Below are 12,777 nucleotides of genomic sequence, written 5' to 3'. Positions count from 1 at the left end.
GGGAAACACCTGCGTTACCGACACCCGCCAGCCCCGGAGAATCTGCGGCACTTTCCAAGCAGTCGGCAGGTGTCCCATGTCCAAATCAAATAAGCGTTTTTCTAAAGTATCGCTCTCGGGTGCTGTGTTGCTGCTGGGCTGCGCCGTTGAACAGGTGTCTGCCGAGAACTGCGACCAGAGCCGATGCCTGACCACGTTTCAGGAAAACATCCGGATGGACGACGGCAGTTCGCTGCAGGTCGGTACGGGCGGTTCTATCGTCAACAGTATGGTGATCAACGGGCGCCTGCGCGTCTGGGATTCGGGCTCAGTGATTGGCACGACCGTTAACGGCAACAACGGTTGGCTGGAAATCAATGACTCCGCGTCGGCGCAAGACAGCCTGTTGAACAACGGTCAGATGGTGGTCGTCGGCTCGGCCACGGCGCAGCATACGACGGTCAACAACGGCAATCTGGACGTCGCAAAACAAGCGTCGGTCAGCGATACCCAGCTCAACGGTGGTTCCATGTGGGTGTTCAACGAAGCCTCGGCCACGGACACCCGCGTCAGCAACAGCCAGATGACGGTGTATGAAAATGCCCACGTGCAGGACACCACCGTGAATGACGGCGGGGTCATGTCGGTCTTCGATTCGGCGTTTGCCAGCGATACCGTGGTGAACGACGGCGGCCTGTTCGAAGTCGATTCCGGCACCACCGTGCACAACACCACCGTCAACCAGGGCGGGCTCATGGCCATGGCCGATCGCGCCGAAGCCAGCAACACGTCGATCAACCAGGGCGGGGTCTTGCAGCTCAAGGGCGATGCGATCCTGGGCGAAAACACCCATGTCGACGGACAGGTCAGCTTTGCCGATCCGGCCATCAGCGGCTTCCATACCTTGTTCGTCAAAGGCCCGTTGAGCGGCAATGGCACCTTCATGATGAACACCGACCTGGCCGATCTGCGCGGCGACCTGATCAAGGTGCAGGGCGAGATCAGCGGCAATCACACGCTGGTGGTTGCCGACTCGGGCAAGGCCCCCGCGAACCCCTACGCCTTGGCGCTGGTGGACGGCAATGGCGGCCACGGCAGCTTCAGCCTGTATGGCAAGACCGTGGATGCCGGGGCCTTTCGCTATGAGCTGCAACACGTTGGCGAAGATTGGTATCTGATGAACTCGGCGGATGTCGATCCGATCAACGATCCCGATGGCTCGAAAGTCCCACCGGTCGATCCGGTCACCCCGGTAACACCGATTGACCCGACAACGCCGGTCAATCCCGTCACGCCGGTCAACCCGCAGGAAAAGCCGGCGATCCCTGCCGAGCTGGCCAAACCTGCCCAGCCTGTGCACCGCCCTCAAGCGCAAACCCTGAGTAAGGGCGCCAACGCGGCGGTCGCCAGTCACGCCGCCAGCGCCGCACTGATCAGCGCCCAGATGAGCGCCACCCTCGGCCATTTCGGCGAGCTGCGTTCGGGCAAGGATCAGGGCGGTTTGTGGACCCGTGGCTACGGTGCCGAGCAACACCTGGACACCGGCGCCAGCCGCGCCTTCGACCAGCAGATCAACGGCTTCGAGGTCGGCGCCGACAAGGCCATGTCGTTCGCCGATGGCACGCTGTACGTCGGAGCTTTGTTTGGCCAGGGCAAGGGCCGGCAGTCGTTCGGCGAGGCCAGCAAAGGCACCACCGACAGCACGACCCTCGGCGGTTACGCCAGCTACCTGGACCGTAGCGGTCTGTATGTCGACGGCACCGTGAAATATAGCCGCCTGGACAATGAAACCAAGATCACCAGCAACCTGGGCAACAAGGTCAAGGCAAAATTCAAGAACCACGCGGTGACGGCTGACGTGCAAGTGGGCAAGCACATTGACCTGAGCCAAGGCTGGTTCGTCGAGCCGCAAGCCGGCCTGCAAGTAACCCGCATCAGCGGCAGCCGCTACGCTGCCAGCAACGGCTTGACGGTGGAGCAGGATGCGATGTTGTCCGTGCAGAGCCGGATCGGCGGTGTGGTCGGTCGTGACCTGAAACTGGACAACGGCATGACCGTCAAACCTTACGCCAAGGCGAACTGGATCACCGAGCATGCCGGCAAGAGCAACGTGAAGGTCAGCGGCGCGAAACTCGACAGTCGCCTGCCGGGTTCCCGGGCCGAGATCGGTGGCGGGGTCATGATCAGCGTCGCCGACAAGCACAACCTCTATGCCGAGGCCACCTACACCAAGGGTCGCGGCATCGAACAGCCGATGGCCGTGACCGTGGGTTATCGCTACACCTGGTAATCGCGCTGCGGCGGTGAAAAAGGTCGGGTGTAAAAACCCGACCTTTTTGCGTTTACTCGTAGCGCAGGACAAACGGCAGACTGCCATTGGCGGCGCCCGGCACTTCGGCGCCGGAAGTGCGCAAGTAGGTCGCGCGCAACGCGATATTCGCCGTCCCTACCCCGTCTTCATCAATGTCCAGCGGTGCCGAAATGCTCGGCGCGCTGGACATGTCGATGATGTCATTGGCGCTGTTGACCAGCGCAATCGCCGCACCGCTGGCGCCACCCGGCGACAGGGCCAGCAGGCGACCGTCGATGCTATCCAGGCCACTGCCGCTGTTCGGGTCGAAGCTCATGATCACGCTGCTCAAGGCACCGACGCCGCTTGGGCAACCGATGTCGAAATTAAGGTCCGTGACCGCCACGCCGACATTGCCCACACCCGGCGACGCCACTTGCAGGTCGGCAAAGGACACGTCGCCCATATCAACCAGGATGTTATTACCGGTGCCGGCACTGGCATCACCGCCCGGGGTCACGGTGCAACTGGCGTTATTGAGTTCGCCATTGAATTGCAAGGTGCCGCTGGCAGCGAAAGCGCTACTGGACAGTGCCGCATGGGCGACGATAGCCAGGGCCAATAAGGAGGTTTTTTTCATACACAGTTCTCGTGAAAAGGGTGCTCGTGAAAATGATGGGGACCTGCTTCCTGCAAGTCCTTCAGAATTTACCAACCGCCCCTGGGCTGCGTGGTAGGAACGATCCGCCATGCAGGTAGGACCTAGTGCGCAACACCGGTAGGACATATCCCACAGCTACCTGAGATTCAAGTGTTCACGCCGGAAATCTTTAGCCGCTTCAAGGGTCAGGGGCCGGGAATACCAGACGCCTTGCACGGTGGTGCAGCCCATCTGCTTGAGCGCATGAATCTGGAAAAAGTTATCGACGCCCTCGGCCACAGTCTCCAGCCTCAAGGACTCCGCCAGGGCCAGGGTCGCCTTCACGCACGCCAGGCTCTTGTGCTCAGTGGCCATGGCGTAGATCAACTGGCGAGGGATTTTCAGCAGGTCCACCGGCAGCTCGCACAGGCGTTCGAAGTTGGAGTGTCCCTGGCCAAAATCCTCCAGAGCCAATTGCGCGCCCAGGGCTTTCAAGCGCTCCGCCCCTTGCAGAACCCGGGCGTAATCGACGTCGATCTCGCCTTCACCGGTGATTTCAAAGGTAATACCCAACAGGCTGGTGGTGGCCGGGGCGAACGCCTGGACAATGCGCTCCACCATCGCCCTGTCCGCCAGCTGGGTGATGTCCACATCGACATGAATCGCCTCCAGTACCTTCAGGTCCCGGGCGGCCTGTTCGTACAGGCTGATCGTCATGTCATCGAGCACGCCGCTGCGGCGCGCCATGGGCATGAAGACCTCGGGCGGGACACCCTGCCAGCGTGGATGCACGCAACACGTCAGCGCTTCAAACCCGACGACGCGACGCTGGGGCACATTAATGATGGGCTGGTACAGGGGCGAGACGTGTTTCAACAGGTCAGTGGCAGGAAGCAATCGATTGATGTTCATGAACAGGCTTCCTTGCACAATTACTGACAGGTCAGGGTTTTACTCTGGTAGTTCTCGCCCGGGACTTTTTCGCTCATCACGTACTGCGCCCAGCAGCTTTGATCAGCCCATTTGACCTGCAACTTGCCCTCGGTCTTTTCCACCAGGACCAGCGCCGTTTGGCGTGGATCGACCACCGCCAGTTGCTGCCCTTCTTCGTCCTCGACCACCGCGCCAAACGGAATCTTGCCTTTGAGGTACTGGAAGGTCGCTTCCAGGCGCAGGCCGCTCTTGGCCTTGAACGTAGCCTTGGTGATCGCACCGCGACGTGGAATCACCTGCTGGCTGGTGCTTTCCAGTTCGATATCGGCGCCCAGGTCCTGGGTGTTGAGGCTGACGAAGTTGCCGCGGTACGGTTGCGAGTTGGGAATGACCGCGTAGCCGTTGGCCGCGGTCTTGACCCCGGCGTAACGCCCGACCTGCACGCCCGGTGTGTTCTCGACTTCAGCCAGGGTGAAGGTCTCCCCCACCGGCTGGCCGAAATTGACTCCGCCAGCATGGGCGACCACGGAGCCCCGGGCACTCAGGTTGGCCGACTTGTAAGCGCGACCCTGGCTGTAGCCAGCGCCGACGTTGGCGTAAGGGGTCTTGGCATTGATTTGGCCATCGCCGCTGTACTCGCCGGTGACGCTCCGATTGCCACCCACGGAGAAGGTCATGTCATTGCGTCCCGCAAGGTAACCACTGACGTTGGCATTGGAGTTGGTGCCGGTGCTGTCATGGGCCGAACTGAAACTGGCCCGAGGCGCACGGCCTTCATCGCCCAGGGGAAAGGAGACGCTGAAGGTCGCCTGGGTATCCCGACTGCGGGCCCCACCCTGGCCGGAATAGGCGCTCTGGCTATCGGCGTAGCGGGTATGAGTGACGTCGAACGAATAGTTCGCCTTGCCCCAATAGTTGGAATAGCCGGCCTGCAACGAGCGGGTCTGGCCCGGCAGATTCCAATAGGTCTGATCGCTGGCGGACAGGTACAACGAACCAAAGCCTTGACCCATGACCTGGTTGGCCGTGAGGTTGAAGCGCGACTTGGGCCCGGCCTCGGGCTGGTTGCCCCGGATCGCGGTTTTCATCGTCAACGTGCTCGCTGAAAGTCCGATAACCTTCAGTGGAATAGCGATAACCGGCCAGGGTGAACGTGGTGCCGGTCAGGTTCAGGGTCTTGCTGTAGAGAAAGCGCAAACTCTGGCCGGTGTTTTTGCCTTGGCGGGTCGTGCTGCTGGACTGGGTGGCATCCACCGAAATCGCCCCTGCCGGGGTGTTGAAACCGGCCCCGGCGTTGGTCGCGCTGAAGCCATCGCTCAACATCACGCCGCCGAACGTGGTGACGTTATCGGTCAAGCCGTAGACCAGGTTGCCGGTGCCGAACATCGGCGAATCGCCTTCGCCGTTCAGGTCGTCGAATTGCCCCAGGTCGAGGTTGTAGCGAAAGCTGCCGCGTCGCACCAGGATCGGCAGCGAGGCAAACGACTGGGTGAACGTACGCACCTCACCATCGGCTTCGGTAATGCTGATTTCCAGGTCACCGTTGGAGCCGCTCGGGTAAATGTCCGTCAGCTCGAACGGCCCCGCCGATACGGTGGTGGTGTAGAGGCTGAAACCGTTCTGCTTCACTTCCACCGTGGCGTTGCTGTTGGCCACGCCACGGATCACCGGCGCATAACCGCGCTCGCTGTCCGGCAGCATCGCCAGGTCGGAGCCCAACTGCACGCCCTTGTAGCGCACGCTGTCGAAAATCTCAGAATCGGAATAGGTCTGGCCGACCGTCAACTGGCTGCGCAACGAGGTGATATCGCGTTGGGCGTAGGTGCGGTTGCTGTTGAACAAGCCAGGGCTGTCGGTACTTTTGGAATAGCTCGACTCGTTGCGCAACCGCCACGGCCCGAGGTTCAGGCCATTACGCAGGTTGGCGTTCAGACTGTCGGTAGTCGCAAAATCGTTTTTGCGCCGGTTGCCGTTGACGCTGTAGTCCATGAAGGCTGCCGTGACACCTTCGTCCCACAACGATGGGTCGACGTAACCCCGGGCCGAGCGGCTCATCATCGCCTGGGGGATGCTCAGATACAGGCGCAGCAGGTTGGCCTGGTACTCACTGCTGAACTGCGGGATCAGCGCCTTGATGTCGATGCAACTGTCGGTGTCGGCGTCCTTGCTCAGGGTGCCGGCGGTGACCAGGCTGTCGATGTCCACGCCGAACTGGCGCAGCAAGGTCAGGGTCAGGCACGGCGTTACGTCACCATCGTCCTGCTGCGTGAATGTCATGTCCTGGCGCCCGCTCAAGCTGCGATTGACGTAAATGTCCACGCGGTAAGTACCTGGCAATACGCTGTTGCCGTCGATGAATTGCTTGAGGTCGGCGGGCTGGCCCAGGCCTTGAATGAATGACGTGTTGAAGGTCACCGGGCCCGAGTCATCGGCTGCCTCAGCCAAACCTTGCACGGACAGGCCCAGGGCTACCGCCAGGCTCAAGCGTGACAGCCGCGACGGTTGGTCAAAACGCTGTGAGAGGGGGCTGTGGCGGTGATGGCGTGTACGCATGACAAAAACCTGGATTCATTTTTTCGAGGCAAAGCCCGGCCAACGGACGTTTGCTGGAAACGTCCGGGCGGCTTTAAGAGGAGCGAAGGCGAACGGTTACTGAGCGTCGACCCGGGTGGCGGTGCTGCTGGAAGCGGCTTGCAGTTTGGTGCGATAGGTCTCCTGGCCGCCCCAGTCATTGATGCTGCGGAAGCTGAACTCGGCGCCGACCTTGAACCCGCCGTTGTTGACCTCGAAGGTCTTGCGTTCGCCGGGGGCCACCATGAAGCGCTCGGCCACCAGGTTGCTGAAGGCGGGCATCTCGCCGAGCAGTTGCACCATCGACACGTGGTAGGCGCTCGGGTTGTGAACGCTCAGGCGCTTGCCGCCGTCTTCCAGCTGCCATTGCAGAGAACCGGCAGCGTCCTTGGCTTCGCCCGTCAGATTGGCCGGGCGGTAGAACACCTTGATCTTCTGGCGCACGGCGATTTGCAGGGTGTTCTTGCCTTCGACGCTGGCAGGGATTTCCTGCACGCTGAGCCACACCACCGACTCACGGTCCTGGGGCAAACCCGCCCCTTTGTACAGAACCCGCAGCAGTTGTTGGCCGTTGGCGGCCATTTTGGTCAGGGGTGGTGTCACGGCAAACGGTACTGCCCCGTCGCCTTCCTTGCCGTTGTCCAGCCAGGATTGCAACAGGATCGGTTTTTCACTTTCGTTGCGAACCGTGATGTTTTCTTCCTTGTTCTTCGCCTCAAAAATGATCCGCGTGGCGCCCAGGGAAATACCCGCCTGGGCATTGGAAAGAACCACGAATGGCAACAAGCAGAACAGCGCTTTAAATGTGCACTTGAACATACAACCCTCAACGTCATTAAGGCATTTTGAATATCTGGACCTGCGAGTGCACAACCACTCTCAACCCTTAAAACCGAACCATCTCAAACACACTTCATTGACGACGCGACCGATATCAGACAACAGCGACACATGCGCCAACCCGTACACTAAAAAAAGTAACAACAGACAAAAATAAAACACTACCGAACGCATGTTAAAAAACGTCGCATTCGGTAGTGGTCACATCACTTACTCGTAAGTCAGCACGAACGGCAGGCTGCCGTTTGCAGCGCCTGGCGTTTGAGCGCCAGTGGTACGCAGGTAAGCAGCTGCCAGGTTAATCTGGGCGGTGCCTGCACCGGTGCCCGCGTCAACGGTCAGGGCGGCACGGACTTCCGGGTCCTTGGACATGTCGATGATGTTGCGGTTGCCATCAACCACGGCGATCGCAGCACCGGCTGCGCCACCTGGAGCCAGGGCCAACAGACGGGCATCGGCAGTGTCACGGCCCGAACCGGCTTGCGGGTCGAAGTTCAGGACTACGGTGTCGTAGGCGCCCACGCCGGTACAGCCGATGTCGAAGCTCAGGTCGGTGACAGCAACGCCTACCGAACCTTTGCCTGGCGCAGCGGTTTCCAGGTCGCTGAACGAAACGCTGCCCATGTCGACAACGATGTTGCTGCCGGCACCGGCGCTGGCGTCGCCACCCGGGGTCACGGTGCAACTGGCGGCAGTCAGGTTACCGGTGAACTGCAGGGTGCCGCTTGCAGCGTTGGCAGTGGAGGACATGGCAGCGGCAGCAGCAATGGCCAGGGCAATAAAGGAAAGTTTTTTCATGATGCGTTATCCGTTCGAATTAATTGTCCTGCGTTGGCAGGTAAAACTAGATTAATTCGTAGGACGGGAAATTATTGTAGGACCGGTCCATAACATGCGTCAGATTAGAACTTACATTGCTGTAGGACCGAGACTACAAACAATGATTGCACTGATATAAATCATTATCAGCGCACCCACTTAATGCCCACTATTTTTAATAAGCCGCATCATTTACCCTTGTATTGATCCGAATTCACATCGAGAATGATGGCACTTTACCTCTTCACACTTCTTTTACACTTATTTTTCCCACCCGCTGAGAGAAACAATGAAAGTCTTAGTCGTTGACGACCATCAAATCGTTACCCTGGCGGTTACCAATCTGCTTCATGGACAAGGCTTCGAAGTTGTGGGCGATGCCACCACCGGCATTCTCGCTATCGATGGGGTGCGCAAGTTGAAACCGGACCTGGTGATACTCGACGTCGACATTCCACAACTGGATGGTTTGAGTGTCATGAAGCGCCTGTCCAGCTTCAATCCCAAGCCACGGATCCTGATCTTCACCGGGGCGAAAAACTCACGCCTGCCCCAGCGCTGCCTGCAAGACGGCGCGTCGGGGTATGTGAGCAAGGAAGGCACCATGGGTGAACTGCTGAACGCGTGCCTGGCGATCAAGGACGGTTACACCTGGTTCAAGGCCGACACCATCGACTCGGTGCGCGAAGAGGACTTCAAGACCGACGAGGACGACGCGGTGAAAAAGCTCTCGCCTCGGGAGATGAACGTGTTGCGCTGCCTCGCGGCGGGCCTGACCAATATCAAGATCGCCGAGTCGCTGCACATCAGCAATAAAACCGTCAGCACCTACAAGACCCGTCTTCAGGAAAAACTGCGGATCGACAGCATTGTCGAACTGGCGGAATTCGCCAAGCGGCATGGGTTGGTCTGAATCCCACCGCCGACCCCGAGCGAGGCTTGCCCGCAAAGGCGATCTCACATACGCCATCGCTCGTAGGAGCAAAGCTTGCTCGCGATGGCGATCTCGCGGACGCCTTCGCGGGCAAGCCTCGCTCCTACAGGTTGGGTGGCGATTTCAAGGACGCCATCGCGAGCAAGCTTTGCGCCTACCCTTTTACCCTCCCAACAACGCCTCTTCCAACTGCAGCAGGTTCGCCTTCAGGTGATGCACCTGCACCAGGCAATTCTCTTCCTGGCGCTGTTCGGCAAACGCCTGCAAACGCCGACAGTCATCCACCACATCATGGGCATCGATGATCTTCGCCGCGCCCTTGATCTTGTGCGCCAGGCGCGCCAGTTCCGGTAGATCACCCTCGGCAATCAGCGCATCGAGCAGCATCCGGTCCTCCTGGTTGCTGCGTACCACCTGCGCGATAAAGGTTGCGTGGGCTTCTGCCCCCAGGCCATTGACCTTGGCCAGTGCTTCGGCGGAATACGGCAGGGTCCGGTCAGGAAAGGCCAACTGGATACGATTGAGCAAGTGGTCCAGGGTCAACGGCTTGAACAGGCAGTCATTCATGCCCGCCTGCAAGCACTGCTTGACCACTTCGGTCTGGGCATTGGCGGTCAGGCCGAACACCGGGCACGCCAGCCGCTGCTGCTCGCGCTCCCAACTGCGCAGGCCCTGGGTAAAGGCAAAGCCATCCATGTTCGGCATGTTGCAATCGGTGATGACCAGATCGAACGCCGGATCGGCGTGCCTGCACAGGGATAATGCGCGCTCACCGTCTTCGGCGGACTCGGCGCGATGCCCGGCAAACTCCAGTTGCTGGCACAACAGCAAGCGGTTGGCGGCGTGATCGTCCACCACCAGCACGTGCAGTGAACGCCCCAGCATTGGCGCCACGGGAGCCGGCTCCGGCGCTTGATGCTCCTCACACAACGGGGCGTTGAACACCAGGCTGAACGTCGAACCCGCCTCCAGCTCGCTTTCCACCTGCAACTCGCCGCCCAGCAACTCCGCCAGACGTCGACAGATGCTCAAGCCCAGGCCGGTGCCGCCCTGGGTGGCGCTGCCGCGACTGGTCTGGATAAACGGTTCGAAAATCGCCAGTTGCTGGGCCGGTGACAAGCCATGGCCGGTGTCGGTCACCTGGATCATGAAGTGCCCTACCCCGTCCGCCGGCCCCTGCGCACCATCAAACACGGCGATTTCAATGCTGCCCTGATCGGTGAACTTGATTGCGTTACTCAACAGGTTGGAGACGATCTGCTTGAGCAGCAACGCATCGATCAGCACGTGGTGGTGACGCACCTCCAGCACCAGGTCGATTCCCAGCCCCTTATTGTGGGCGCTGGTTTCGAATAGCTTGAACACCGAGTGCATCAACTTCGGCAAATCGGTTGGGCGCGGCGACGGCTTCATCGCCCCGGACTCGATTTTTGACAGGTCGAGAATGTCACCGATCAGCGACAACAGTGCCTGGGCCGACTCGTGGGCGACGTCCACTGCCTCGCGCACCTGCCGGGCATCGCCGCCCCGGCGCTGGAGCAATTCCAGCAGGCCGATAATGGCGTTCATCGGCGTGCGGATTTCATGGCTCATGCTGGCCAGGAACACCGACTTGGAACGGTTCGCCGAATCGGCGGTGTCCTTGGCTTGGCGCAGTTCCTGGAGTATCTGCTCACGCTCGGTGAGGTCGATCCAGCCACCAATGATCCCGATCACCTGCCCATCGGCGTTACGGAACGGCAAGGTCCAGTGATAGATGCGGTACGCCTGGCCACAGACTTGCACTTCCATGTCGGCGAACGTCGGCTCACCGTCGAGCAAGGTGCGTTCGTAGAACTGCTGGTAGCGCTCGTTGAAGTGCGGCGTCATCAGCGGGGTTTCGCACAGTCTTTTGCCGACGACGATGTGGCGCTCGGTCTGCAAAAAATCCAGGTAGGACTGATTGCATTGCAACAACCGCCCTTCGTGATCGCGCACGTATAACGCCACCGGTGATCCGTCGATCAAGGTCCGGGTGAACTCCAGTTGATCCTTGAGTTTGCGTTCGGCGGCATGACGCTGGTTGATCTGGCGGCGCAGGTAACGGTTCCAGGCCAGGAACAGCACTCCGCACAGCACCGCGATGCCCGTCGCCTTGTAGACAAAGTCCCGGTAGTTGACCCAGGAACTGGCCACGGGCGGGGTGAAGTGGCTGCGCCAGCGCTCGGTCATCTGTTGCAGGTCTTCGGGGGCGATATCGAGCAACGCCTTGTTGATGATGTTGATCAGGATCGCCTGATCTTCCCGCGCCGCCAGGCCGATACGGGCCATGTCCGGCCCCACGGAAGCGCGGACGGCCAGGTGGTTGGGGTAGAAGTTCTTGATGAAATAATCGGCGCCCATCTGGGTGTTGATGGCGCCATCGACCTCGCCCTCCATGAGCATTTCCATGCCGCGCACGGTGCTGTTGACCTCGACCAGAGCGATGCGCGGATAGTGCTGGCGGAACCACGGAATCAGCGTACTGCTGGCGGCGACGGCGATGGAACGGCCATTGAAGGCACTGATTTCGTTCAAACCCGTGGCGTCGACACGGCTGATCAACACCAGCGGATTCACCGCATACGGGCGACTGAAGCGCAGGCTGGGGGTCCATTCCTGCGCCACGCCCAGGGCACCAATCAAGTCGACCGAACCCTCGCGCAGGCGCTCGACCATGTCGATGATGTTGTTGGTGCGCACCATCACGAATTGCAAACCCGTGCGCTGGGCGATGCGTTGCACAATGTCTGCGGTCAACCCGCGATGTACGTCGTGCTGATCATAGAACGTCATCGGCGCATAACTGCCGCTGACCGCTACCTTCAGCGTTGGATGCCGGGCAATCCAGCGCTGTTCTTCCTGCGTGAGGTCGAGCATCGACGGCATTTGCGCATAGCGGATGGCCAGGTCCCAGCGAGAAGTGATGCGCAGGCGTCCGGCCAGGGGAATGGCGTCCAGGGTCTGATTGATCGCCAGCAGCAGTTGCGGATTGGCGGCGCCGACGGCGAAGGTGATATTGAAGTCCGGCACCACCGCATCACCGGCGATATAGGCACCGTTGTAAAACGCATTCTTGATCAGGTAATCCGCCGAGGCCGCATCGCTCCAGAACGCATCGACCTGGCCATGCACCACCGCCGACAAGGCACTGAGCGCCGATTGCACGGGCACCAGCAGCGCCTCCGGGTATTGGGTTTTCAAGCGATGGTACAGGTCTTGATCATTGGCAAACGCCAACCGCTGCCCCTTCAACCGATCCAGCGCCTGCGCGGTATCGCCGGTGCCCTTGACGATCACCGCGCGGTCCAGCAGATAAGGTTTGGAGGTCAGGATATCTTCGCGACGAATGCCGTGACGGGTGTAGAGCCCCAGCATGTGCACCGTACCGGTGACCAGGGCCTGCTCGGCCTCCTGGCGGCTGTGATAGCGGTAAATCTGCACGTCGGCCACGCCCAGGGTATTGCGCAAGACACCGAGGTAGTCCGCCGCCACGCCTTCGAATTTGTCGGCTTCAAAACCGATGTCGAACGGCGCAAACGAATCGCCCCAGATACCCACCCGCAGCAGCGGATGCTGACGCAGCCACGCACGGGTGGCCGGGGCGAATTCGACCACTGGCGCGATGACCGGGGTGTGCACCAACAGTTGCAATTGCGCAGGCTGGGCCATCGCACAAACGCTGAGCAATAGCCACGTCAGTAACAACCAACGGGTGACGAGGACGTGGCGTAAAAAATCGGTCAAAAAACG

General features: G+C 60.3%; 8 protein-coding genes and 1 pseudogene. 2 read left to right on the top strand and 7 right to left on the bottom strand.

Annotated features, from left to right (window positions below; all coding sequences use genetic code 11):
- Nucleotides 1–76 precede the first annotated feature (76 nt).
- Nucleotides 77–2,269: an autotransporter outer membrane beta-barrel domain-containing protein gene (locus tag ACZ89E_RS02580; protein ID WP_149661852.1), complete on the top strand. Its 2,193-nt coding sequence runs from the start codon at nucleotides 77–79 to the stop codon at nucleotides 2,267–2,269.
- Between the two features lie 52 nt (nucleotides 2,270–2,321).
- On the opposite strand, the gene ACZ89E_RS02575 is transcribed toward ACZ89E_RS02580, so the two are convergent.
- The 6 genes and pseudogenes from ACZ89E_RS02575 to ACZ89E_RS02550 all read right to left on the bottom strand — a co-directional run bounded on the left by ACZ89E_RS02575 (nucleotide 2,322) and on the right by ACZ89E_RS02550 (nucleotide 8,051).
- Complete coding sequence (locus tag ACZ89E_RS02575; RefSeq protein WP_149661851.1) at nucleotides 2,322–2,909, bottom strand: fimbrial protein; 588 nt, start codon at nucleotides 2,907–2,909, stop codon at nucleotides 2,322–2,324.
- Between the two features lie 156 nt (nucleotides 2,910–3,065).
- Nucleotides 3,066–3,821, bottom strand: a complete 756-nt coding sequence (locus tag ACZ89E_RS02570; RefSeq protein ID WP_463257958.1) for an EAL domain-containing protein — start codon at nucleotides 3,819–3,821, stop codon at nucleotides 3,066–3,068.
- Nucleotides 3,822–3,841: 20 nt separating this feature from the next.
- A complete protein-coding gene (locus ACZ89E_RS02565) occupies nucleotides 3,842–4,855 on the bottom strand; it encodes a fimbria/pilus outer membrane usher protein (protein WP_476254772.1) in 1,014 nt (337 codons plus the stop codon).
- 121 nt (nucleotides 4,856–4,976) lie between these two features.
- A pseudogene (locus ACZ89E_RS02560) lies at nucleotides 4,977–6,395 on the bottom strand (fimbria/pilus outer membrane usher protein); the annotation flags it as partial.
- Nucleotides 6,396–6,491: 96 nt separating this feature from the next.
- Nucleotides 6,492–7,232 (bottom strand): fimbrial biogenesis chaperone, encoded by a 741-nt coding sequence (locus ACZ89E_RS02555; protein ID WP_149661849.1) that lies wholly within the window; start codon nucleotides 7,230–7,232, stop codon nucleotides 6,492–6,494.
- A gap of 231 nt (nucleotides 7,233–7,463) precedes the next feature.
- Nucleotides 7,464–8,051 carry a fimbrial protein gene (locus tag ACZ89E_RS02550; protein ID WP_149661848.1) on the bottom strand — a complete coding sequence of 196 codons (588 nt, stop codon included), beginning with the start codon at nucleotides 8,049–8,051 and terminating at the stop codon, nucleotides 7,464–7,466.
- A 310-nt stretch (nucleotides 8,052–8,361) separates the two neighbouring features.
- On the opposite strand from ACZ89E_RS02550, the gene ACZ89E_RS02545 reads away from it, so the two are divergent.
- Nucleotides 8,362–8,985: a response regulator transcription factor gene (locus tag ACZ89E_RS02545; RefSeq protein WP_149661847.1), complete on the top strand. Its 624-nt coding sequence runs from the start codon at nucleotides 8,362–8,364 to the stop codon at nucleotides 8,983–8,985.
- A 183-nt stretch (nucleotides 8,986–9,168) separates the two neighbouring features.
- On the opposite strand, the gene ACZ89E_RS02540 is transcribed toward ACZ89E_RS02545, so the two are convergent.
- The gene (locus tag ACZ89E_RS02540; protein WP_476254771.1) at nucleotides 9,169–12,771 is read right to left on the bottom strand and encodes an ATP-binding protein; all 3,603 of its coding nucleotides are present in this window, start codon (nucleotides 12,769–12,771) and stop codon (nucleotides 9,169–9,171) included.
- Between the last annotated feature and the right edge of the window lie 6 nt (nucleotides 12,772–12,777).

The sequence above is a fragment of the Pseudomonas sp. TE3899 genome, from assembly GCF_056279105.1.
This window is presented reverse-complemented; position numbering and strand designations above follow the sequence as displayed.

Coding starts and splice junctions, on each gene's coding strand:
- ACZ89E_RS02575 (WP_149661851.1), bottom strand. CDS start 2,909: ATGAAAAAAACCTCCTTATTGGCCCTGGCTATCGTCGCCCATGCGGCA.
- ACZ89E_RS02580 (WP_149661852.1), top strand. CDS start 77: ATGTCCAAATCAAATAAGCGTTTTTCTAAAGTATCGCTCTCGGGTGCT.
- ACZ89E_RS02570 (WP_463257958.1), bottom strand. CDS start 3,821: ATGAACATCAATCGATTGCTTCCTGCCACTGACCTGTTGAAACACGTC.
- ACZ89E_RS02555 (WP_149661849.1), bottom strand. CDS start 7,232: ATGTTCAAGTGCACATTTAAAGCGCTGTTCTGCTTGTTGCCATTCGTG.
- ACZ89E_RS02565 (WP_476254772.1), bottom strand. CDS start 4,855: ATGGGTCAAGGCTTTGGTTCGTTGTACCTGTCCGCCAGCGATCAGACC.
- ACZ89E_RS02550 (WP_149661848.1), bottom strand. CDS start 8,051: ATGAAAAAACTTTCCTTTATTGCCCTGGCCATTGCTGCTGCCGCTGCC.
- ACZ89E_RS02545 (WP_149661847.1), top strand. CDS start 8,362: ATGAAAGTCTTAGTCGTTGACGACCATCAAATCGTTACCCTGGCGGTT.